Raw genomic sequence first — 22,275 nt, forward strand, 5'->3', positions numbered from 1 at the left:
TCCTGTGGAGAACAAATGAAACGATTTTTTATACTCAGCCAAGCGTTGTTGTTTAGCCTGATCCTCTATGGGCAAGCGCTTGCAATACCACTTACTGCTCCAGGGAATAGACATAATCTTTCAAAAGGTTCGGGTGGTGTTATGGCCACTACCGAAACTCGCATCTGCGTCTTTTGCCATACCCCCCATGGTGCCTCCCCTCAGTCTCCGCTTTGGAACCGTCAGGACCCAGCGCAAACAAACTTTCCTCTTTATGCTTCACCGACTTTGGAAATACAAAATATTCCTGCGGCCGGATATAGCGCCGCTGACCAGACAAAATATCCTAACGGGGCATCTCGAATGTGCCTATCCTGCCACGATGGAGTGAGTTCGGTCGGTGCGGTAATTTCCCAAACCTCAAAAATTATCATGAATTATGACACTCTTGGCGCCTATGATACCGCGACCTCATCCAAGACGACGATTGATCTATCAAAATCTCATCCCATTTCTTTTGTGTATAGTGCCGCAGTAAAAGATGCAATCAACGTTGCCGAGGCCTTGCCATCTCATGGTCTCGCGACATATAAACTTCCCCTCGCGGGCTCTAAAACAACCCTGGATGGCAATGAACGTATGCAGTGCACTACCTGCCATGATCCTCACAACGATACCAACAATGGAACGACGTACACTCTTCCTTTTTGGGCCAATAATGTTACTGGCGTAGAAGCGACTGATTATGACAATACCTGTAATGAATGTCATGTAAGTGGTGACTGGAATTCATGGGCAACTCCGCCACTGTCATTTCCGAATCACTGATTTGTACTTTAATTTTTATTGGGGAAGGCATTTATCTTGCGACATATTTTACTACGTGCATCACTATTATGTGGTGTAATCCTGTTTTTACTTTCCCCTTTGCCTGGTGGGGTGAAATGTGTTGCCGCATCATCAGACAAAGGTCTGATGACAGGTGTTCATGGTGATAAACGGATCTTGCCTAAATCCTGCAGAGCTTGTCATCGTGGTATGAATATGTCTATTCAAGGCGAAGAGAAAGTTTGCTTGACCTGTCATGGCAATTCTAGCTCGCGTCAACAAATGCAAATTTCAGGTTTTCTTGATAAAAATGCGAGGGTTGATTTAAAGGATATTGGTTATGAATTAAGTAAACCCTATAATCATCCAGTGCTAGCCACTAGTGGGGTTCATCAGCAGCGGGAAGTGCTCCCTGAAGAGCTGGTCAACGCGCGCCGTCATTCGGAATGTATCGACTGCCATGAGCCGCATCAGTTGCGGAAGAACGCCCCTTATCGAGGCATCAGCAAGCGAGGGCTTGGTAATTTTAACACCGGCATAACAAAAGAATATGAACTTTGTTATAAATGTCATGCCGATAGCGCAAATCTCCCCGCTGACTCCAGTAACAAAAGAGAAGAGTTCCGTCGCTCAAATCCTTCTTTTCATCCGATTGAGGGAGAGGGGGCCAACTCGTATGTAATCAGTCTCAAGTCGCCCTATAAAGCACGTAAGGAGCAACCTGGTGACGTTTCGATTATTAGCTGTAGTGATTGCCACGGAAGTGATGACAGCAACGGTCCGAGAGGTCCTCATGGTTCAATTTACCGTGGCCTGTTGGTCGATAATTATGAGATGGAAGACGGCCGAAACGAAAACCAACGTGCTTACGCACTGTGTTATCGTTGTCATGATCGTAGCAGTATTCTTGGCAATGAAAGTTTTGCATATCATGCGTTACATATTCAGGGAAACGGTACGCGTAATTTTGCTGGAACCAGTTGTTTTACCTGTCACGACGCTCACGGTAGCAGTGTCAATCAATTTTTGATCCGCTTCAATCTGGACGTAGTCAGGCCGAATGCTGCAGGTAACCTTCAATTTAAAGCTGTTGGCGTTTCGAGTCGTCATGGTTCTTGCGCCCTCAGTTGCCACGGGGTTGATCACGGACCTAAGAATTATTAGCTTTTTATCCTCATAAAATATTTAACCTCCGGTCTTTTTGATCGGAGGTTTTTTTGTTTAAAAGGGGAAGACAAGCGGGATAAGGAGTGACGCCAGAGACCAGCAAAGAAGATTAAGGCCTACACCAACGCGGGTGTAATCAAAAAATTTATAGCCACCCGGACCCATCACGAGAGCATTGGACTGGTGACCGATGGGAGAAATGAAGCAGATGGATGCCGCGACTGCAATCCCCATAAAGAACGGCTTGGGGTCTACTGTTAACGAGACAGCGCAACTATAGGCGACAGGTGCCAGCAAAACCACAGTGGCTGCGTTACTCATAATCGCGGTGAGGATTAAGGTCAAAAATATCAGAATCGCCAGGATTGGCCAGGCGCCGAGATCGCCGGCAGAGTTTATCAGGGTTGTTGCCAGCTTTTGTGCCAGGCCACTGCTTTCCATTGCGATCCCCAATGGAAGAGTTCCCGCGATGAGAAGGATAATGGACCAGTCGATACTTTCGTAGGCTTCCTTGATTGTGAGACACCCAGAGAGGACCATTAACAGGGCGCCAAGCGTCGCCGAGAGCATGATCGGCATTACTCCAGTTGTGGCTAATAAAATAGCACCCGCCAGAATTGCGATTGAGGCTGGCCCTCTGTGAGGGCGATAGGGGCTGGTTTCAATGTTTCCCAGTAATAAAAATCCGTGGCTTTGACTGAGGTGTAGCACATGATCCCGAGTCCCCTGAAGGAGGAGGACATCGCCAAAGCGTAAGGTCACATGATCAACTTTTCGTACTACGGGCGCTCCTGAACGCCAGATGGCTAAAACCGTTAAACCATAGGTGTCTGCAAATTTCACTCGGCGCAGCGTCTTTCCTACCATTTCACTGGTTGGGGTTAATGACGCTTCAATAACCAGCACATCTTCACGAACGCGTTGAGGGTTTTTCGGATATTCTTTTTCCGGGACGACCTGTAGTCCTTCCGCACGATGCAATTCTAAAATTGTTTTCGGATTTCCTTCGATAAACAGGATATCCCCGGCCAAGATTTTGCGATTTTTGTGCGGAAACGGAAAATTTTGGCGTCCACGTAATATTGCTCTTACTTTAAGCTTGTGATTTTCTTCAAGTCGTGACGCTGCAATGGTTTTATTTGCAATCAGTGATCTTGGGAGGACCTCGACCTCTGCGATATACTCTTTAACCTGATATGCAGTCGTGAGGATGCCTGATTTGCGTTCTGGCAGTAAACGACGACCCAGAGTCATCATGTAGAAGATTCCCGTAATCAGAAGAAGAATTCCTACCGGAGAATAATCAAACATTGTGAAGGAACTATTTGCATGTTGTTTTAACAGCGCATTGGCCAAAAGATTAGGCGGTGTGCCAATCAGGGTGCACACCCCACCTAGAAGCGATCCGAAGGCGAGGGGCATAAGGAGTTTTGACGGGCTCACATTTCCTTTTTTCCCCATTTCAATGGCGAGCGGCATAAGCAACGCCGTGGCGGCGATATTGTTGATAAATGCAGAAAAAACTGCTGAAGTCGCCATGATGGTCATTACCATATAGCGTTCATTCTGTCCGGAAATATTCAGAAGTCTTGTGGTTAGTGGCTGTAGCGCTCCCGTGTGGGTTAGGCCTGCACTAATGATAAACATAACGGCGACTGTGATGACTGCAGGATTGCTGAAGCCAGAAAAAGCTTCCATCGGGGAAACTAGCTCTGTGATACCGAGAGCTAATAAAATCATCAGGCTGACGAGGTCAACCCTTAGCCAATTACAGGCGAAGAGAAAAATGGAAACGGACAGGATTACAAGAACCAGTAGCGCATCCACACGACCTCCAACAACGCTATAATTCTTATAACTCTAGTCGATCAAAGGGTATTCCTCAACTGTGCATGACTAGTTGTCATTTTTTGCAGGATGAGTCGCACTGCCTTGTGAGGGTCTCCCTCAGCCATAACCGCTGAAATAAGAGCGACACCGTATGCTCCTGCATTGATGACTTCATTGATGCGGTCGGGATTGATCCCACCCAAAGCATAGATGGGAATTGAGGACGTATTGCAGAGTTCTTGCAACGCATTGAGACCCTGAGGCGGGCCATATTGAGCTTTAGACGCTGTAAAATAGACAGGGCCAAAGGTCGCAAAATCGGCGCCTTGGGAGGCTGCATCTTCGACTTCCTGGGGGCTGTGCGCCGAGAAACCAATCAGGGCACGCTGGCCAAGGATTTTTCGTGCTTCGAAGACTTTCTCGGTGTCAATCCCAAGCTGTACACCGTCGGCGCCTATTTCAATGGCAAGTTCCAGCGATCCATTCAATAACAGTTTTGCGCCATAGGACCTTGTTAGAATCAGAACCTTCCCGGCAAGAGCGCGAAGCGCGGAAGGGGAGAGATCTTTCTCTCGCAATTGCAGCAATCTGACCCCCGCCTTCAGGGCGGCTTCAAGAACAAAAAGCAGATCCGGGGACGTCAATTTTCGATCGGTAATCAGGTAAAGCGAAGGGAGATCTGACGTGGTGCCTCCGCTCATTCCGGTTGCCCGAGAAAGGCGCCATCCCAATCTTTCCAGACGGCTTCATAGCCACGTTCGGCGAGAAGGACACGGATCTCCTCTGGACTGCGATGATCGCTGATAGCAAACTGTTCGCCATCTCCTTCATCCCCTTCATACCCCCCGGGTGCGGTGCAGGACCCGGCGCTCATCTGGGTAATGCCGAGGGGGAGGAGATTGTCTCTCAGTTCGGCGCTTTCGCGCGTCGACAGGATCAATCCAGCGTCAGGCAAAAAAAGGCGTAATGCGCAGATGAGTTGTGTTAGCTGACGATCGGTGACTATTGAGCGTGGGGCAAAACCGCCCTCAGCAGGGCGAAGGCGCGGAAATGAGATGCTGACCTGTGTGCGCCAGAAGCGGTGCATAAGATAGCGGGCGTGCAGGCCTGTGTAAAAGGCGTCGGTCAAATAATCGCCAAGCCCAAGGAGAGCACCTATGCCTATCCGTCTGAGACCTGCTTCACCGGCTCTTTCCGGAGCCTCCAGGCGATAGCGGAAATCACTCTTCGGGCCGAAGGGGTGCAGTTCCGGATAGAGCCTCTGGTCATAAGTCTCCTGGTAAAGGGCTAATCCATCGATACCAACATGTTCAAGACGTTGATAATCGTCGCGCGACATCGGGAAAACTTCAATTGAGAGTGAACTGAATTTCGCTGAAAGGAGTTTTACTGCATGTTCAAGATAGTCAACTCCGGCGGCTTCAGGGGCTTCACCGGTCAACAGCAGTATGTGTCTGAACCCTTGGCGGTGCAGGTGATCGCCTTCACGCAGGATCTCATCGTCATTCAGGGTTTTTCTACGAAGATCGTGGTTGTCGGCACTGAAACCGCAATATTTACAGCCATTGTGGCATTCATTTGAAAGGTAGAGTGGGGCGTAGAGTTGAATCGTCCGACCGAAGCGCTGACTGGTGATGCGGTGCGCAATGCCAGCCAGAGTTTCAAGTTGGTCATTATTGATCTTGGGTGACAGCAGGCAGATGAAATCAGCGACCGATAGTTTTTGCTGAGATAATGCACGGTCGATATCTTCCGGCGAAATTTCATAAAGACGCTTTTTAAGGTCTGATGCCGGATATTGCTGAAGGAGAGTGTAAAAACTCACTTATTCCTCCCTCAGAAACCCGGTAAGAGGACTGGACGCTTGGGCTTTGACACGCTGAGGACCAAGACCCGCAAGATAGGCCAGACGACCGGCCTCAACTCCCTTTTTGAAGGCCTCGCCCATAAGTGTCGGATTGGCGGTATCAGCGAGTGCAGTATTAACCAGAACAGCATCGGCACCCATCTCCATCGCCTCGGCGGCATGGGAGGGAGCCCCCAGTCCGGCATCGACCACAACCGGGATATTGGCCTGCTCGATGATGATTGCGATCAGGTCACGGGTTCTTAATCCCCGATTGGTCCCGATCGGCGCACCCAGTGGCATCAGAGTCACAGTCCCGGCTTCTTCAAGGCGGCGGGCTAGAACCGGATCGGCCGGCATGTAGGGGAGGACATTGAAGCCCTCTTTGATTAAAATAATTGCGGCTTTTAAGGTCTCGATCGGATCGGGCAACAGATAATAAGGGTCAGGGGTCACTTCCAGCTTTATCCAGGGCTCGCAGCCTGCGGCCCGGGCCAGGCGGGCCAGGCGCACGGCTTCTTCGGCATCGCGGGCACCACTCGTGTTTGGAAGGAGCAGGTAACGCTCGCGATCTATATGCTGCAGCATGTTGTCACCAGGGTTGTTAATGTCAACCCGGCGTAAGGCAACGGTGACAATTTCGCACCCCGAAGCGCCCATCGCAGACTGCATGGCTGAATGCGAAGAAAACTTGCCGGTTCCCACCATGAGACGTGAGTTGAAGTGACGACCCGCAATAACAAGAGAATCCATAGGTTCTGTCCTTTTTGTGTGCATGTCAGCCCCCACCAACAAACTGAATAATTTCAAGCTGATCCCCATCGCATAGTTCTTTGTCCAGATTTTCGGTTGCGGTAAGGATCTTCAAGTTAAGTTCAAGAACAACTCTATCGGGATAAAGTTTTAACTGCTCCAATAATTGACTAATGGTCAGCCTGTCTGCCAATTCATGAGAACTACCATTGATCAAAAGTTTCATGAGGGTTCTTCTCCCAGCAAGAGACGTAGTACGGCATTGGCCTGATGACCTGCCGCAATACTCACACGGGGAGCCATCAGGCCTTGTCCCGGTTGAGCGGCCGTTTCCAGGTCGCCAATTACATAAAAGTTGTCACGAATGCGGTGGGTTTGGATGCTGTTTGATGAGGCAAACCCGGCCATCCCCGAGGCCGCGACCAGGGGACAGCTTGACGTCTGTTGCAGATGCGCAGCTGTCAGCATCGCTTTTTGATCTGGAGCATCGAAGGCTTCGACCATTACATCAATGCTGGCGAAAATTTTTGTTAGGTTTTGTGGGTTGATGCGTTCGATAAAGGTTTCAACTTCGACATAGGGGTTGATTCGTAGGAGATTCTGTTTGAGTGCGGTGACTTTCGGAAGTCCAATCTGGTCAATAAAATATTGTTGTCGGTTAAGGTTGGATGGTTCAATCAGATCAAAATCAGCAATGATGAGTTTCCCGACTCCAACACGGGCAAGGGCGATTGCAATGTTGGACCCCAATCCTCCTGCGCCTGCAATGCCGACGCAGCTTTTTGCAATACGAGCATGGACTCCAGGAGTGTGCCGCGCCATCATCAGAGCTTCCAGATTCTCAGCGGAAGGGATTTCACCGCGTTTTATCATGACAACCTGGTCGCCGTTTCTGAGCTCATAGTCTCCAGTTGCCGGGAAACCGTTGACAATCATCAGATCCGCATTGGGTTTTAGCTCTGCGCGCAACTGTTGCAGGGTTGTTTGTGCCTGCAACTCAAGGGGATTTTCATTTAAGTGGATTTTGACTAAAGACATTTTTGGTATTTTACAGTTCTAAAATGAAAAAAGGCCGCATAAGCTGCGGCCTGCGAAATCCAAAAAAGATCGCTGAAGCATGCCGCTTCCCTACGCCGGTATGACCCGGATCAGGTACAAGGGGTCGCTTTACGTCATGTAAAGCTCTCAGTGTCAGGCACGCCCCCAGGGCTTTTATTTAATTCGGCTAAAGCTAGCAGGCGTAACGGGTTAAAGTCAATAATAAGGACGGTACCATCAATCCGCAGGCAGAGAATTGTTTTTGTCATGTAATTGCTTTAGGATGTCGATTTTTTCAAGGGAAGGAAGGGCCAGTTAAATGAAAGTTGCTGATCGTTTTCGGCAGATTGCCCTGTGTGCAAGTGCGCTGGTGCAAAAATTCAGTTGTCAGCCTGATGGAACGAGAATTGACCGCGCGGTTAATCTTTTGAGAAAAGGGTCTGAGGAGCTTGCGGAGTGGAGCGAACAGGCAGGGGAGATTCCGCAGATGAAACTTGAACACAAGCTGTCACCGGTTCTGTTGCAGGTTCATTCGACTTTTGATCGTGCTCGGGTGCTCTATGAAGAGGCTGACAAGAGCGAAGAAGGTGCTTTAATTTGGGACGTTGAACAGCAGATCTACCGTTTATTGAACGATCTTTGATAAAATAATGGCATATTTGTTGCTCAAAGATTTACAAGCTCATGGCGGTGTTTTTACCTGCTGTCCTGATGTCATCTGTTCCTGTGATCTCCCCCTTAACGTTGGATGAGGCAAATGCATAAGAAGCTTGAAAATATTTTTTATGAAGTTCGAAAACCCGTTCTTGATTGGGATGATATCGGTGGTTTTGCCGAGGTCAAAGAGATCCTTAAAGAGATGGTATGCCTCCCCTTGTTAAAGCCTGAAATGATTGCGCAACATCAACTGGGTATTCCCGCCGGGGTTATGATGTGGGGGCCGCTTGGTGTTGGAATCACTATGTTGGCGGAAGCTTGTGCCAAGGAGGCTGGTGCCTCTTTTGTATATATCAGCGGGCAGGAAATGCTGGGGAAAGCCGAGGAACTTGTTGAGGCTTTTGATACCGCTATTCACGAAGCCCCCTGTGTTTTGTTTATCTCCGATTGTGAATGGCTGGCTCCGCGTGAGAATTGCAATTATGAGTGGGGCCCGGGCAATTTGCGAGGGATCCCACCAACCTTTGCAACCAAGGAGTTGAATCGACTCTTTGTCGAGCAGATCGACCGGATTAATCAGGTTGGTAACGTGATGCTGATCGGAAGTTGCTATCGCATTGATACGGTTGATCAGGCTATTATCAAGGAGAAAAAACGCTTCAATCGTAAAGTCTTTGTTCATCCGCCGCGTGTCATAGATCGACGCGCCATGCTCGATATTTACCTGAATCAGATGCCAAATCTGGCGGAAGACGTCGATCGTGACAAACTGGCTGAACTCTCTGAGGGATACGTTGGCTGGGATGCCGAAAGTCTGTGTAAGCGTGCTACAATCAATGCGATCAAGGAAGATTCTTCAGCTGTCACCATGGCCCACTTTTTAAAATCGTTGAAAGAGGTGAGGTACTGGTTAACTCCTGATATGACGAGAGTTTATCATGAGATCTACGAGAACGATTGTCCTCATCATTATGCGTTTTAACTTCCGGGTTGTGCGTTGATTTTGGCCGAACTCCCACCGCAAAGTCTGTTTGTCTCTCTGGCTGCGAAGCACGGGCATTACTGCCCGATGAGCACTCTGGGCGTGCGGCTTGGCTGGGCTGCACGAAGGTGTATTGCAGGCAACCTGCAGTCGGCTTCCTATGATGCGAAGACCTGTGCGGCCGACGGCATTCGACTGGCCTTGGGGACCGAGTTATTGGAGGTGCTTGACCTGAATCAACACCGACTTTATTGTTCTGACTCAAGCAACACTCATTGGCAAATAGAACTGAAGTCAACCGCGTTGGCTCTTGCCGCCTCATATCGAACGCTGGTTACTGAGCCCGAGCGTGAGTGCCTCCTGGCTCAACTGCGTTCGGCCGATGAAGATTTTCTGCTCAAGATCACTTCAGGTGAGGGCTGACCCTTGAATGCTCCCTGGTGGCAGCAGTTCATTGATGTCGTGTGGCTTGAAACCACTAAAATGTGGTGGATATTTCTGCTCTCGGCATCGCTGGTCGGATTAATTAAAGGTTATAAACTTGATCTGAAAATCCGCGATTCCGTTGTGCGGGCTGGCAGTTATGCCATCCCGCTGGCGGTTTTGATCGGGATGGTCTCCCCATTATGTGCCTGCGGTATTTTACCCGTGTTCATCACCTTAGCTATGGTCGGAACCCCTCTGGCGCCACTAATGGCGCTATTGGTAACCTCTCCAATCATGGGGCCCGATGCTCTGCTTTTAACCTGGAGCGGACTCGGGGCCGAATGGGCCATCTATAAAATTATCGGGGCTGCTGTGCTTGGGCTGGTCTCCGGGTTCGTAATCCTGGCGTGTGAACGACGAGGCTGGTTGAGCAGTGAGATGATTTTGCTGAAACCCGTTTTTCGAGATGATGGTTCTTTGGCTCCCGCGGCTGAAATCGGGGCTAATATTGGCGTTCACGTTAAGCGCATGCCGGTTGTGCCTCGTGAGAGTCAACTCCGTTTTATTTTTGATCGCAGTCTGGATGCCGCCCTCTTTATCGGCCGCTATCTGCTGCTGGCGATTGTCATCGAAGCATTTATTGTCACGCTTGTACCTGTTTCCTGGGTCAAGGTTCTGGTGGGAGGGAAAAGTTTCTGGTCACTGCTCATGGCCGCTCTGATCGGGCTTCCTTTGCCGACTAACCAGATCCCGATTATTCCGATTCTATCGGGCCTTCTTGCCATGGGTATTGATAAGGGCGCCGCGTATACCTTGCTTCTGGCTGGACCCGTAACCAGTTTGCCCGCGATGATTGCGCTTGGGGCGATGTTTGAGCGACGCTTGTTGCTGGTTTTTATCGCCCTGGGGTTGGGACTTTCCGTATTGATGGGGTTAATTCTGCAACTGACGCTTTAGCTTGATTTTGTGAATAACTCTGGTCTATTAACTGTGGGCCTCGACAGCTTTTTGTCTTAGCTTTAAGGGCTTGATTTTTGCACACTTCAGACTCGAATTCAGTAATACCTTGATTCTCAGCCAATGCTTCCGTCAGTTGACGAATCGATACCGTCACTTGGCTATTTATCGTGATACGTTTTTCAAAATTAATAGATCTTTTTTGTTTGTTGCCGTTTATGTCTATGAACCAGTTATTTGGTATTTCTGTTGTCGATTATCCGTTCTATCGATCATCGATATAAAAAAGGAGAGGTTGCGATGATGAGATGGCCCGTACGTATTTTTATTTTGTTTGCCGCTGTTGTTCTGCTGGCAGGTCCAGTTTGTGCCCAGGAATTTTCAGACATTTCCAAAATGGCCGGGGTTGCTGATGATGGTCTCGGTAAAGGCGTCGCTTTTGCCGACATTGATAATGACGGCTATATTGACATCTATGTGTCTAACAAGGGCGGGGCGAATAAACTCTATCGCAATCTTGGTAATGGCACCTTTGAAGACATAACTGCGACTGCCGGTGCGGGTATTGATGACCCTGGATTTACCATGGGGAGTGTCTTTGGCGATTATGATAATGACGGTCTTGTTGATCTTTACCTGGCAACAGGCGGCCGGTATGAAATTGAAGCCAATCGTCTGTTCCACAACCTTGGTAATGGCAAGTTTGAGGAGGTCACTGACAAGGCTGGTGTCGGCCTGAAGGCATTCACCTATTCGGCCAGCTTTGTTGACTATGATAATGATGGGCGTCTGGATCTATATTGTGCCAACTACGGTCCTGGTGCAAAAAATATTCTTTATCATAATAACGGGGACGGTACTTTTACCGATGTCACGGATCTTGCCGGGGTAGGTGATCTTTCCTGGAGCTGGATGGGAGTCTGGGCTGATGTCAACGGCGACAATTTTCAGGACCTCTATGTCGTCAATGGCCGCTATCCTGCGGGTGAGCCGAATCGTCTCTATTTGAATAACGGGGACGGAACCTTTAAAGATGTCACTCGTGAAGCGGGTGTCGGGGATCCGAACTGGGGCCTTGGTGCAGCTTTTGCTGATGTTGATAACGATGGCGATCTCGACCTCTTTGTCTCTAACTATGTCGGTAAAAATGGACTTTATCTGAATAATGGCCACGGCATCTTTACTGAGGCTTCTGATCGTGTCAAAAAAGATCATGAGGGCTGGGGCAAAGGACCGACCTTTGGTGATATTGATAACGACGGCGACGTTGACCTTTATGAGGGTGATTGCAAGCTTGCCAATCAGCTATATCTGAACGATGGCAAAGGAAATTTTTCCGATGTTGCCGGAGACCAGCCTCAGCTTCAATGCGCGACCGTTCGGACGAAGGGGACCGCCTTTGCTGATATTGATAACGATGGAGATCTTGATCTCTACGTCGTCAACTGGGGTGCTCCTAACAAGCTCTATCTGAATGATCAAAATGACAGGAATTGGCTTGAGGTCAAGGCAGTTGGGACTGTCTCGAACCACGACGCCGTGGGGACCAAAATTAAGATCATGAAAGATGGCAAGCTGATTGCTGTGCGTGATGTGGCAACGGCTACCGGTTTCTGTGCTCAGAATCCGCTGGTCGTTCACTTTGGACTTGATGCCGCTGCAACCTATGATGTCGTCGCCGTATTCCCAAGTGGAATAGAAGCAAGTGTTAAGGGCGTTCATCCGGGTCAATTGCTTAAAATTGTTGAGCCGGCTGTAACCCATGCGGTTGCAAAAAAATAGACTACCCCTTCTGGTTGTTGTTGTTTAAAGAGGGCCGCATATTGCGGCTCTCTTTTTTTCTGGATACTCATTGAGTTGGAACATTTCCTGCTGAATTGTGACTTATCTTCTATTCTCCCTGTTGAACAGGAAAACCCATGTTTATTCTTATGCCGCTGCTGTTACTGCTCGCCGGATGTGCTATGCCTCATACCCCGAGCGAGAAGTTACTCTTGCAGGGCAAAGTTTTATTGAAAACGGAAACATTGTGGCAGGGTGAAATCCTTGTCGACGGTGAGGTGACGGTCGCGCATGGGGTAACTCTAACGATTGCACCGGGAACCAATGTCCGGTTTGTACGTCGTGATAAGGATCGTGATGGACTTGGCGATGCGACGATCATTGTCAAGGGAAGCCTTGTCGCTACTGGAACTGAGCAGCTTCCCATCCGTTTTCTGTCGGCCGAATCAAATCCGCAGCCAGCGGACTGGCTGGAAATTCGAAGTGATTTCGCCAAGCAACTGTTATTTGATTGGTGTGAATTCCGCGACAGTGCCTATACCCTCCACGCGCATTTCTCACGTGGTCACATACGGAACAGCTACATTCATCATAATATTGATGGCTGTCGGCTGGGTCGCTCTCGTTTCCTGGTTCAGCATAATCTGGTTGAGTACAATCGTGGCAAGGGGATTAATTTTAGAGATTCAGAAGTAACTTTGGTTGATAACATTATCCGTAATAACGGGGCCGGGATTTTCCTGTTCGAAAAGCCGGGCAAATCAGTCATTTCCCGAAACAACATTTATCATAACGGCCTCAATTTGCAGCTTGGGGATTTCTTTGCGGAAAACATCTCGGTTTCTGACAACTGGTGGGGTAGTTCCGATCCACAAATGATTGAAAACGTCATTTACGATCACATTGACGATCCCGAGCTTGGACGCGTAACGATCAGGCCCCGATCCACTTGGCTCTTTGGTGCCGGGGTCCAACATAGTGCTCAGCTGCAATTTATCTGGAAAGTCCCGACCGATGGCTTTGTTGATAGTTCACCGGTTAGCGTGGATGGCAAAATTTATTTTGCCTCATGGGACGGTGGGCTCCGGGCTGTAGATGCTTCAGGTTCAGTTTTATGGAGCGCCGAATCTGGAGATGTTATTGATGGTGGTCTGCTGGTTGATGATGACCAGCTATATTTTCAAAACTGGAGTCGGAAACTATTTCAGGTCCATTTAACCGATGGGTTGATCCGTCAAGTTTATGAATATCCCGGAAGTCCCGCCGATGATCATCGGCAGGCGGGGCTGGGAATGACTGATAAATTAATTTTGCTGCCGGCCTGGAATGGAATGCTGTTCGCTTTCGATCGTCAGACCTTGATCAAAAAATGGCAGTATGATGCCGGCATGCCCTTAAGGGCGGCTCCTTTGGTTCATTCTGGCATGATCTTTCAAGGGAGTGGAAACAATGTCCTGCATGTTTTGAATTCCGACGGGTCCTTACTGTGGAAAAGGTCATTTACCTCCCCCTTACTTACAACCACGTCTCTTGAATTGGACAATCTATTTATATTGGAAAAGTCAGGGGTTTTGACCGCCCTTGGACCTCGTGGTGATCTTCTCTGGCGTCTGACTCTTGGCGAAACCTGCTTTTACTCGGCCCCGCTTATTTCTGGGCACGCCGTGTATGTTGTTACTGCGGTGGGTACGCTATGGAAAATAGATACAGCCTCTGGCGAGGTGATATGGAAACGCTCTTTAGGTGCACCGGTTTATGCTTCTCCTGTTTTGAGTACCGCCGGACTACTCGTTGGGGATAATTCCGGAAACTTGCATTTAATCGAGTCCGATAGCGGGCGAATTCTGGCAACATTTCAGACGGGCGGCCCGATTCAATCGCGCGTCCTGGTGGCAGGGAACCGTCTCTATTTCGGTAGTCGTGACCAGAATCTGTATGCCATAAGGTTGATCAAGGGAGGGGATAGCGCTAGTGACTAAAATTGTTTTCCCCGAAAGGTTCTCATCTCTCTGTGCGGGCATTTTTATCCTGTGCATGTCGACACTGATGTATGAATTGCTTCTGACCCGAATTTTTTCGGTTTTGATGTGGTACCATTTCGCCTCAATGGCAATCAGCTTGGCCCTCTTTGGTCTTGGCGCTGCGGCATTATTCGTTTACCTGAGGCCAGACTGGTTTTCCGCAGGTAGACTGTGGCAACCTGGTTTTTTTGCTCTAGCCGCCGGGCTTTCCACCCTGCTTTTGTTTGGTGTTTTTTTATGGTTTCGCGCTGACCCTCAGTTTGGGTTTCGCATCCTCTCCTTTTTTCATCAACCCTTTTACCAGCCTTTTCAGCAAGGGAATGTCAGGCAATCCTTTGAGCTCAGTCAGTTGCTGCTTTTGGCTTTACTCTATCTGGCAACAGCCTTGCCCTTTTTTTTTAGCGGCCTGGTCGTAACCCTCCTTTTTGGTCATTATCATCAGCACCTCGGAAGGCTCTATTTTTTTGATCTGCTCGGCGCTGGATCTGGCTGTCTGCTGATTATCCTGATTCTTAATCTGGTGGGGGGGATAACCGGATTGTTGGTGGTTGGAATTTGTTTTATTTTGGGTGCTTTTTTGTTGAGTTCTCCGCAGGGCAGCATGCGGCGTTTTTTGCCAATTTTTGCCCTCCTGCTCCTGGCGCTGGCGGTAGGCAATCAGGTCGGCCGTTTCGCCGATATCCATTTTGTTCGAGGACGCTATGAACCTAACCTCCTCTGGCGTTCATGGAACTCTTTTTCAAGGGTTGCAGTCTACCCAGCTCAAGCAGAAGAGATGGGACGAGCATGGGGATTATCACGTAATTATAGAGGGCCGGTTCCTGATCAGTTGGGCATGGTGGTTGATGATACCGGCTACACAACGATGTATCGTTGGAAGGGCGAAGAAACTCTCAGGTTTTTTCGACAAAATGTCATCAATCTGGCTTACCTGTTACGTCCTGATGCCGAAAGTCTCATTATTGGGCCAGGTGGGGGCAAGGATGTTTTAACTGCGCTCGCAAATGGTGCCAGGCGGATTGTTCCGGTTGAAATAAACCCTTTGATTGTTGAAGCCGTTAACGAACGTTTTGCCGATTTTACCGGGGCTCTTTATCGCCGGCCTGGTATTGAATTACAAATTGCCGAAGGGCGTAGTTATATTCGCCGGACCACAGATCGCTTTGATATTATTCAGGCTTCAGCCGTATTCGGCAGGATGCCCCCGGCAGCGGGTGCCTTTACGCTCTCTGAAAATAATTTATATACCCTTGAAGCGTTTCAGGATTATTGGGACCATTTGAAGCCTCATGGGGTTTTGACGATTTCGCGTTTTATCTTTGAACGTGAGACCTTGCGTCTTGTCTCTCTGGGGCTTGAATTACTCAAGCGTGAAGGGATCACGAACCCGGCTGAGCACATTGCCGTCATCAAAGAACGTGGCCTGGCCAATTTTATGCTGAAGAAGAGCCCCTTCTCCAAGGACGAACTGCAAAATTTGCGCGATATCGCCAGGAAACAGGATTACGATATTGTTTATCTGCCGGGAGAAGAGAAGGGCGATAAAACCTTCAAAGCGTTAATCTCCTCTAATGGCAGTGATAAGTTCTATCAAGATTTTCCCTTCGATATAACACCTACAGATGATAATCGGCCCTTCTTCTACTACATGCTTAAGCCGGCCTCCTTTATGAACCTTTTCTCCTTTCCAGAGCGGAGTCCGTTTGAAGATCGTGCCATCCTCGTTTTACGTAACCTGTTGCTCGTTACCGCCTCACTGGTTGGCCTCGTGTTTGGGTTGCCTCTATTGTTGAACCGAAAAAAAGGTGGGACCGGGGTGGTTGCCCTGCGTCGTGCAAGTTACTTTAGTTGTCTTGGCCTTGGCTTTATGATGATTGAAATCGGATTATTACGTCGTTTTATCCTGTTCCTTGGCCAACCGATTTACTCTCTGGCGGTGATTCTTTTTTCATTGTTGATTTTTTCGGGTATCGGTAGTCGCCTCTCGGCGAGTAAATCCGGGGATAGAACCTTTCTTCGCCGGATTTTATTGGCACTTGTCTTGCTCATACCAATTTACTGTTATCTTCTGCCAGGTGTCTTATCCAGCATGGTCGGTCTGTCGTTGCTGATGCGTTGTCTGATTGCGATTCTGCTTCTGGTTCCACTTGCGCTGTTGCTGGGTATGCCCTTGCCACTTGGCATGGCCCTGTTGCACCACGATGGAAGTGCCGTCCCCTGGAGTTGGGGGATTAACGGAGCCGCGAGTGTGCTTGGGACGATCCTGGCGGTTATTGTTGCGATGAATTTTGGTTTTAACGTCACGATCCTTATGGGGGCGGGGTTCTATCTGGTCGCCGGTTTTTTGCTCCCACGGAGTCAAGCCCAGTGAGTTTTTTTATGCGTCTTTTGGTCCTTGTGTTGCTCCTGTTCGTTCAGGCCTGCTCGTCAGGGGAGACTGGCATTGAAGGGGTTTTGTCGTTTGAGCAGAAACCTGTCAGTCAGGCTCGGGTTGAATTTTATCTGAAAAGTGGTGAAAAACGTTCATCTTCCCCCTTCAGCGTCGCCACGACTGATGCTGAAGGGACTTTTCATGCAGCATTGCCACCCGGCGCTTATTATCTGGTGGGCAAGAAGAAGGAACAGGGTGGCGGGGTTAATCGTATGTTGATGATTGAGTACCCGAAAAACCCGGTGGTGGTGAAAAAGGGCTACAGTTCCATAGACAACCTTTCACTACGAGAGGTCGGCTTTGAGGGAGCTATTTCTGCCGATGGCAAGACAGTTGCGCGTGGGCAGCTTATGTATGCGGGTCAACCTCAACCTGATGCCTTTGTATATGTCTATACCCATGGGGGTGCTTTGACCGGTCCGGCCTATGGTCAGGTAGTACGCGCAGATAGTAACGGGCGCTTCGTACTTAATCTCTCGGCCGGAAGTTACTGGTTGGCAGCACGTAAGCGTGATGATGGGTCAAGAGCTGGAGGGTTAAGCGCTGGTGATCTGAATGGGGTGTATGCAGGGAACCCTCTGATTGTTAAAACAGGCGATCACCCTGATTTGGGGAAATGGCTTCTCGAACCCGTAACCAGCGCTTCCCGGCAGCGCCGTCTAGCCTTGGGCAAGTTCGCAAAAACGACCACCTGGGTGAGTGGGAGAGTTGTCGATGAGGATCAGAGGTCTGTTCCAGGGATCTATCTCTTCGCCTATCACGATAGTCGCATGATCGGGAAGCCGAACTATATCTCATCACCTACAACCGCGGATGGCAAGTTCAGAATTTATCTTGAGCAGGGTGGAGAGTATTTTATCGGCGCACGCAGTACCTTTGGTGGACCTCTGGAGCCAGGAGAATGGGTGGGAACCTTTGATCAAAGTCCCGACCATCGGGTGAAGACGACGACCGGGGAAGCAACTGAGCTCGGCGACATCCTGGTGCGTGAGGTTTGGTGATGCGTCTGCTGCTTCTGTTTCTTATGTTAATCTTTTGGAGTTCGATGGCTGAGGCCCGAATTATTCGAGGGCTTGAACATTGGCAAGGAGTGGTTCGGCTTTCTGAGAGCTTGCACGTTGAAAAAACCGGACGTTTGATTCTTGCACCGGGAACTCATGTCCAGTCTAACTTTGAGATAGAAGTTTCAGGTGTATTGCAGGCAACTGATGCCGCGTTCAGTGGTGAGGACTGGCCTGGTCTGGTCCTGAAAGGGACCGGTCCAGAGACCAAGCTGATGAATTGTCGCTTTTCTGGAGCACAAACTGCAATTACGGTCATTGGAGGTGCGCCCCAGTTCAGCAGGTTAACCCTTGAAAATAATCGGATCGGCATAGAATTACGTCAGAAGACGGCGGCGTTGGTCGAGAATTCGACTTTTCGCAAGAATAACCGCGTTGGCCTGTTTTTAAAGGATGGCACCACCGCAACGGTCAAAGGGAACCTTTTTACCCAGCAGGGGAAATTTGGCGCATATATTTATCGGGCAAAACCTGCAGTATTTGCGGGTAACCGGTTTACCGAAAATCCAACCGGCTTAATGATCTCTCACTATGGAAGTGATCCGTTGGTTTTTAATAATTCTTTTGAAGGGAATTCTCTTGGCATTATGGTGGATCGGTCAGCGAATCCCAGGGTTCAAAAGAATGTCTTTGATGCTAATGTAACGGCCATAAAACTTTACCGTCGCTCAGATCCCCTGATCGAAAAGAATCAATTTCAACGAAACCATCAGGCGATCCACATCAGTTTTTCTTCCTATCCCCAGATTCACTACAACGATTTTATTTCCAACGGGAAAGCGCTGGTTCTGGAATTTCAGTCTTCCACCTGGGAAACGCAAAAAGGGGCAAGTGCCCGTCAGAAACAGATATCAGGGCAAGGCGCTTTTGGTGGACAGAAACAGGGGCAGGTTACTGAAGAACAGCGTCGCGCCCGCAATCTTGATGGAACCATTGATGCACGACAAAATTGGTGGGGGACTACCGAGACGCACGAACTTTTGAAGCTGGGGGCGGCCGCGAATTTACCCTGGATCGTTGATGGGAAAGATACGCCATTTTTTGAAGAGTCCGGCCAGGAGTTCCCACTTGATCAGGTTCGCTGGAGTCCTTACGGAAGCCATGCCTATTCTTCAGAGGGTTTGCCATGAGAAAGTTTCTCTTTATTTTTGTTTGTCTCCTGTTTCTCCCGTCAGTTTTGTTGGCCGCTTCAGGGGTTAAGGGGCGGGTTGCCTGGCGCGGTGAGTTGATCCCCGGAGTGACGATAAAGGCTTATCATTCAATTGATGCAATTGCGTTAAAAAAGGTGTTTGCTGTCTCGGGACCAACGGGACAGGACGGTACTTATCAACTTGAACTTCCCCCTGGACGTTATTATCTGACCGCCGGTAATGGGTCCCAGCCTGGAGACTACTTCTGTTATTACAGTGGGGCACCGATTGTGGTTCCTGCAACAGGTTTTCGTCAGGTCGGTTTTAATCTGATCCGTATTCCCCAACCCATCGAATCACGGACAGGAAAGCGTTCAGGGCTATGGGGTGAGATCAGCTTTCAGGGTCAGCCGCTAGAGCGCACCTATCTCTATGTTTACAAGTCAACCGAAACTGACTTTAAAGGACCGGCATGGTTTCTCCAGCCTGTCGCAAAGGGAAAGTTTCGCATGTTTTTGCCCCCTGGTGACTATTGGCTCCTTGCGCGTAAGCGGATAAAAGGTGGACAGTATGGTCCGATTGAAATCGGGGATTATTTTAATTTCTACTATGGGAACCCGATCCATATTGATAAGAACCAGCAACGTAACATCCAGCTGGAGACCATTACCCGGTTGTCGATGTTGGAAGAGGACTCGAGTGCCCCATTTGTCGGCATTTCAGGTCAAGTTGTCGGTTTTAAAGGTCAGCCCGAGGCCGGATTGAGGGTTTTTGCTTATCGCAGTAATAAAATGACAGGGACCCCGGCTTATATCTCTGCAACTACCGGCGAAGATGGACAGTTCAGACTTTCGATTCCCGAAACGGGTAAGTACTGGTTGCTGGCCCGTCAGGAACTCGGTGGTCCCGCTAAAACCGGCGAGTTATACGGCAAACTGACAATGAATCATGGGGAAGCTGTGGTTTTATCAGATTCTCAAATGAGCAGAGAGGTGCGAATTAATGTTGTCCCGCATCCTTAAACTTCTGATCGGCTTGCTTTTTCTGCCAGTTTTGGTGATGGCGCAGCCCATGAAGATTGACGCAGACACCCTGTGGCAAGGGACCGTCAAGGTGACAGCCCCAGTCGAGGTAACGGCTACCGGGACACTGCGCATCGCCCCCGGGACGCATATCGAGGTATCCAATATTGCTGCGACTATCTCGGTACAGGGTCAGCTCCTAGTTGATGGAACCGCCCAAAAGCCGGTCATTTTCAAGACAGTTAAAGGTTGGCAGGGGATTAGTTTTGTAGAAGCCCGGCCTGGGAGCCGGATCAGTTTTGCAGAATTTAAAGACTGTGCTCAAGCTCTGGGAATTATCGCCACATCGCCAAAAATTAACAATAATTCATTCACTGATTGTGATGTCGCGATAAAGCTGCTGCGGGAATCGAGCGCTGAAATCATTAATAATCACTTTGTCGATAATGGCCTGGGGCTGGGGATAGAGATGCGTTCGGCGCCCAGGGTTGTCGGTAACAGTTTCAGTGGGCAAAAAAAGAGTGGCATTACTGCATCAAATAGTAGTCGCGGGCTGATCGAGAGCAACACCTTTACCAAAAATGAACAGGGTGTAAGCCTTTTACAGCAATATCCTGACAAGATCCGCAAAAATAGTTTTCTTGATAATCGGGTTGGTCTCTACTGCTATCAGACGCAAAACACTCCGGTGGTCGAGGAGAATCTTTTCGTCAATAATGAATACGCTCAGGTTAATTTTTCATTTTCCTTCCCTGTCGTTAAAAATAACCGGTTTATTAAAAACAAGACGGCTCTGCAGAACGATCAGTTCGGCTCTGCGCTGGTGGAAAATAATCTGTTTCAAAAAAACGCAACCGCTATCTTTAATAACCGCAAGTCAAATCCCAGGGTTCATTTGAACAGTTTTGTCGAGAATAAACTTGCACTGTTTGTTGATTATTCGTCCTATCCCCTTGTCCATCAGAATAATTTCGAAAAAACTGGCGAAGGTGCTCACCTTGGGATTTACCAGAGTGCCGATTGGGAAAAACGCTCAGGCTCCAAAAAGTTGGTCATGAAAAATGCTCAGGCACGCGGTAGCAAAAATGCCATGCTGGGTAAGGCCCCGACCGAGTATACCGATATTGTTGACCTTTCTGATAACTGGTGGGGTGACCAGACCAGCGCGCTCAAGAATGCGGCAAACGGTCAAAATTTAAATTTCTTTTATGATCGCAGGGATAAGCCATCAGTCGTTTATACTGACTTTGGTCCTGACAGTTATCAACTTGATATAATTAAATTCAAACCGATTCTGCTGGAGCCTGTGCCTGGGGCAGGACTCTTGCCATGAACATTATACGTGCAATACTGTTTTTACTTTGTTGTTCAGGTAGCGTCATGGCGACGCAGGTCGAAGGCCGAGTAGTTTTAAACGAAAAGCCTCTCGCCAGCATGCAGGTTCAAGCTTACTCCGATCTTGACCCCTCGGGGAAACCGCTCGGTTCTATAGCAACAACTGATACAGAGGGTTTATTCAGCCTGGACCTTCCCCCTGGTTTTGTCGCGCTTTATGCCCGTTCGAAGGATGGTCGCTACTTCGCCTTTTGTGGGCGGAATCCTCTGCAGGTCGGCTCTCTGCGGGTATGGGCTGGATTGCAGGCTGTTGAGGTGACTGATCCTGTTTTTTCAGTCTATGATGACCAGTATACGGCTTCCCTTGAGGGTGTAGTTACTTTTGAGGGTAAACCGATATCAGACGCTTTTGTTTCGCTGTATCTTGATGTCGCAGATGATCTGAAGGGCCAGGGGTATCGGCACTCGGCTGGTACCGGTGCGGATGGCTTTTTTGCTTTTGATGGCTTGCCGGAAAGTAATTACTTTTTGGTGGTGCGCAAAAGGCAGAATCTCGAACCTGTAGGGCCTTTGGTTGATGGTGATTTTATGGGTGTTTATGCAGGCAATCCGATAAGTCTGAAATCCGGGAGGACGGCCGTTGTCACTCTGCCGATGGTTGAACGTAAATCAGGCTCCCGAAAAGGAGCACTTCCTGATCGCCCAGGCCCGATCAAATTGGCGGGACGCATAGTCGATATTTCAGGGAAGCCTCTGGCCAACCTACATTTTTTTGCGTATCGCGATCCTGTGATTGGACATCAGCGACCGGACGTTTTAAGTGCACAAACAGGCGCTGACGGTCAATTTGAGGTCAGTTTCCGTGAGCCGGGTATTTACTATGTTGGTGCTCGTGAAGCATATGGCGATTCGCCCGCTCCTGGGGAACTCTTTGGTCTTTATTCCGGTCGTGCTGATCATGGGTTGCAGATTGTCGTTGGAAATAATGATCCGGTCGTGATTCAGGCGACCCCGATCCGTCTTGATTAAC

At 49.0% G+C, this 22,275-nt stretch carries 20 protein-coding genes and 1 riboswitch; of the genes, 14 read left to right on the forward strand and 6 right to left on the reverse strand.

Features of this window, described 5'->3' with window-relative positions:
* Positions 1 to 15: 15 nt before the first annotated feature.
* Both D888_RS23575 and D888_RS23580 read left to right on the forward strand, forming a co-directional pair.
* Complete coding sequence (locus tag D888_RS23575) at positions 16 to 807, forward strand: cytochrome c3 family protein (RefSeq protein WP_083928808.1); 792 nt, start codon at positions 16 to 18, stop codon at positions 805 to 807.
* A 36-nt stretch (positions 808 to 843) separates the two neighbouring features.
* Entirely contained in the window at positions 844 to 1,971 is a 1,128-nt protein-coding gene (locus D888_RS23580) for a cytochrome c3 family protein (RefSeq protein WP_245555000.1), read from the forward strand.
* Between the two features lie 57 nt (positions 1,972 to 2,028).
* Here the strand turns inward: D888_RS23580 and D888_RS0107840 are convergent, their stop codons facing one another.
* The 6 genes from D888_RS0107840 to thiF are packed head-to-tail and all read right to left on the reverse strand — an operon-like array spanning position 2,029 to position 7,441.
* Positions 2,029 to 3,801: an SLC13 family permease gene (locus D888_RS0107840; protein ID WP_020675997.1), complete on the reverse strand. Its 1,773-nt coding sequence runs from the start codon at positions 3,799 to 3,801 to the stop codon at positions 2,029 to 2,031.
* Between the two features lie 41 nt (positions 3,802 to 3,842).
* Complete coding sequence (gene thiE / locus D888_RS21030; protein WP_020675998.1) at positions 3,843 to 4,505, reverse strand: thiamine phosphate synthase; 663 nt, start codon at positions 4,503 to 4,505, stop codon at positions 3,843 to 3,845.
* Positions 4,502 to 5,629 (reverse strand): 2-iminoacetate synthase ThiH, encoded by a 1,128-nt coding sequence (gene thiH, locus D888_RS0107850; protein WP_020675999.1) that lies wholly within the window; start codon positions 5,627 to 5,629, stop codon positions 4,502 to 4,504. Before thiH ends, thiE begins: the two co-directional genes overlap by 4 nt.
* The gene (locus D888_RS0107855) at positions 5,630 to 6,403 is read right to left on the reverse strand and encodes a thiazole synthase (protein WP_020676000.1); all 774 of its coding nucleotides are present in this window, start codon (positions 6,401 to 6,403) and stop codon (positions 5,630 to 5,632) included. It abuts the gene before it with no gap.
* Between the two features lie 25 nt (positions 6,404 to 6,428).
* The gene (gene thiS, locus D888_RS0107860; RefSeq protein WP_020676001.1) at positions 6,429 to 6,629 is read right to left on the reverse strand and encodes a sulfur carrier protein ThiS; all 201 of its coding nucleotides are present in this window, start codon (positions 6,627 to 6,629) and stop codon (positions 6,429 to 6,431) included.
* Entirely contained in the window at positions 6,626 to 7,441 is an 816-nt protein-coding gene (gene thiF, locus D888_RS0107865; protein ID WP_020676002.1) for a sulfur carrier protein ThiS adenylyltransferase ThiF, read from the reverse strand. Before thiF ends, thiS begins: the two co-directional genes overlap by 4 nt.
* Before the next feature lie 69 nt (positions 7,442 to 7,510).
* Positions 7,511 to 7,618: riboswitch (TPP riboswitch) on the reverse strand.
* Between the two features lie 142 nt (positions 7,619 to 7,760).
* Between thiF and D888_RS0107870 the strand changes: the two genes are divergently transcribed.
* From D888_RS0107870 to D888_RS0107925, 12 genes are all read left to right on the forward strand, one after another.
* On the forward strand, positions 7,761 to 8,084 hold the full coding sequence (locus D888_RS0107870; RefSeq protein ID WP_020676003.1) for a hypothetical protein: 324 nt from the start codon (positions 7,761 to 7,763) through the stop codon (positions 8,082 to 8,084).
* A gap of 114 nt (positions 8,085 to 8,198) precedes the next feature.
* Positions 8,199 to 9,080: an AAA family ATPase gene (locus D888_RS0107875; RefSeq protein ID WP_020676004.1), complete on the forward strand. Its 882-nt coding sequence runs from the start codon at positions 8,199 to 8,201 to the stop codon at positions 9,078 to 9,080.
* A 21-nt stretch (positions 9,081 to 9,101) separates the two neighbouring features.
* Complete coding sequence (locus tag D888_RS0107880; protein ID WP_156826966.1) at positions 9,102 to 9,503, forward strand: FmdE family protein; 402 nt, start codon at positions 9,102 to 9,104, stop codon at positions 9,501 to 9,503.
* A 3-nt stretch (positions 9,504 to 9,506) separates the two neighbouring features.
* Positions 9,507 to 10,463 carry a permease gene (locus D888_RS0107885; RefSeq protein WP_020676006.1) on the forward strand — a complete coding sequence of 319 codons (957 nt, stop codon included), beginning with the start codon at positions 9,507 to 9,509 and terminating at the stop codon, positions 10,461 to 10,463.
* 300 nt (positions 10,464 to 10,763) lie between these two features.
* A complete protein-coding gene (locus D888_RS0107890; protein ID WP_020676007.1) occupies positions 10,764 to 12,245 on the forward strand; it encodes a CRTAC1 family protein in 1,482 nt (493 codons plus the stop codon).
* Positions 12,246 to 12,382: 137 nt separating this feature from the next.
* Positions 12,383 to 14,224 (forward strand): outer membrane protein assembly factor BamB family protein, encoded by a 1,842-nt coding sequence (locus D888_RS0107895; protein ID WP_020676008.1) that lies wholly within the window; start codon positions 12,383 to 12,385, stop codon positions 14,222 to 14,224.
* A complete protein-coding gene (locus tag D888_RS0107900) occupies positions 14,217 to 16,637 on the forward strand; it encodes a spermidine synthase family protein (protein WP_020676009.1) in 2,421 nt (806 codons plus the stop codon). Before D888_RS0107895 ends, D888_RS0107900 begins: the two co-directional genes overlap by 8 nt.
* An 8-nt stretch (positions 16,638 to 16,645) precedes the next feature.
* A complete protein-coding gene (locus D888_RS0107905; RefSeq protein ID WP_156826967.1) occupies positions 16,646 to 17,698 on the forward strand; it encodes a hypothetical protein in 1,053 nt (350 codons plus the stop codon).
* 44 nt (positions 17,699 to 17,742) lie between these two features.
* Positions 17,743 to 18,888, forward strand: coding sequence for a right-handed parallel beta-helix repeat-containing protein (locus D888_RS0107910; protein WP_169513275.1), 1,146 nt, complete (start codon positions 17,743 to 17,745; stop codon positions 18,886 to 18,888).
* Positions 18,885 to 19,910 (forward strand): carboxypeptidase regulatory-like domain-containing protein, encoded by a 1,026-nt coding sequence (locus D888_RS0107915; RefSeq protein ID WP_020676012.1) that lies wholly within the window; start codon positions 18,885 to 18,887, stop codon positions 19,908 to 19,910. Before D888_RS0107910 ends, D888_RS0107915 begins: the two co-directional genes overlap by 4 nt.
* On the forward strand, positions 19,891 to 21,243 hold the full coding sequence (locus D888_RS0107920) for a NosD domain-containing protein (protein WP_020676013.1): 1,353 nt from the start codon (positions 19,891 to 19,893) through the stop codon (positions 21,241 to 21,243). The genes D888_RS0107915 and D888_RS0107920 overlap by 20 nt, the downstream gene beginning before the upstream one ends.
* Entirely contained in the window at positions 21,240 to 22,274 is a 1,035-nt protein-coding gene (locus D888_RS0107925; RefSeq protein WP_156826968.1) for an MSCRAMM family protein, read from the forward strand. The genes D888_RS0107920 and D888_RS0107925 overlap by 4 nt, the downstream gene beginning before the upstream one ends.
* Position 22,275: the final 1 nt, after the last annotated feature.

The organism is Geopsychrobacter electrodiphilus DSM 16401 (genome assembly GCF_000384395.1).
GTDB lineage: Bacteria > Desulfobacterota > Desulfuromonadia > Desulfuromonadales > Geopsychrobacteraceae > Geopsychrobacter > Geopsychrobacter electrodiphilus.

Coding starts and splice junctions, on each gene's coding strand:
- D888_RS23575 (WP_083928808.1), top strand. CDS start 16: ATGAAACGATTTTTTATACTCAGCCAAGCGTTGTTGTTTAGCCTGATC.
- thiE (WP_020675998.1), bottom strand. CDS start 4,505: ATGAGCGGAGGCACCACGTCAGATCTCCCTTCGCTTTACCTGATTACC.
- D888_RS0107855 (WP_020676000.1), bottom strand. CDS start 6,403: ATGGATTCTCTTGTTATTGCGGGTCGTCACTTCAACTCACGTCTCATG.
- thiS (WP_020676001.1), bottom strand. CDS start 6,629: ATGAAACTTTTGATCAATGGTAGTTCTCATGAATTGGCAGACAGGCTG.
- thiF (WP_020676002.1), bottom strand. CDS start 7,441: ATGTCTTTAGTCAAAATCCACTTAAATGAAAATCCCCTTGAGTTGCAG.
- D888_RS0107870 (WP_020676003.1), top strand. CDS start 7,761: ATGAAAGTTGCTGATCGTTTTCGGCAGATTGCCCTGTGTGCAAGTGCG.
- D888_RS0107875 (WP_020676004.1), top strand. CDS start 8,199: ATGCATAAGAAGCTTGAAAATATTTTTTATGAAGTTCGAAAACCCGTT.
- D888_RS0107890 (WP_020676007.1), top strand. CDS start 10,764: ATGATGAGATGGCCCGTACGTATTTTTATTTTGTTTGCCGCTGTTGTT.
- D888_RS0107895 (WP_020676008.1), top strand. CDS start 12,383: ATGTTTATTCTTATGCCGCTGCTGTTACTGCTCGCCGGATGTGCTATG.
- D888_RS0107905 (WP_156826967.1), top strand. CDS start 16,646: ATGCGTCTTTTGGTCCTTGTGTTGCTCCTGTTCGTTCAGGCCTGCTCG.
- D888_RS0107910 (WP_169513275.1), top strand. CDS start 17,743: ATGGCTGAGGCCCGAATTATTCGAGGGCTTGAACATTGGCAAGGAGTG.
- D888_RS0107915 (WP_020676012.1), top strand. CDS start 18,885: ATGAGAAAGTTTCTCTTTATTTTTGTTTGTCTCCTGTTTCTCCCGTCA.
- D888_RS0107920 (WP_020676013.1), top strand. CDS start 19,891: ATGTTGTCCCGCATCCTTAAACTTCTGATCGGCTTGCTTTTTCTGCCA.
- D888_RS0107925 (WP_156826968.1), top strand. CDS start 21,240: ATGAACATTATACGTGCAATACTGTTTTTACTTTGTTGTTCAGGTAGC.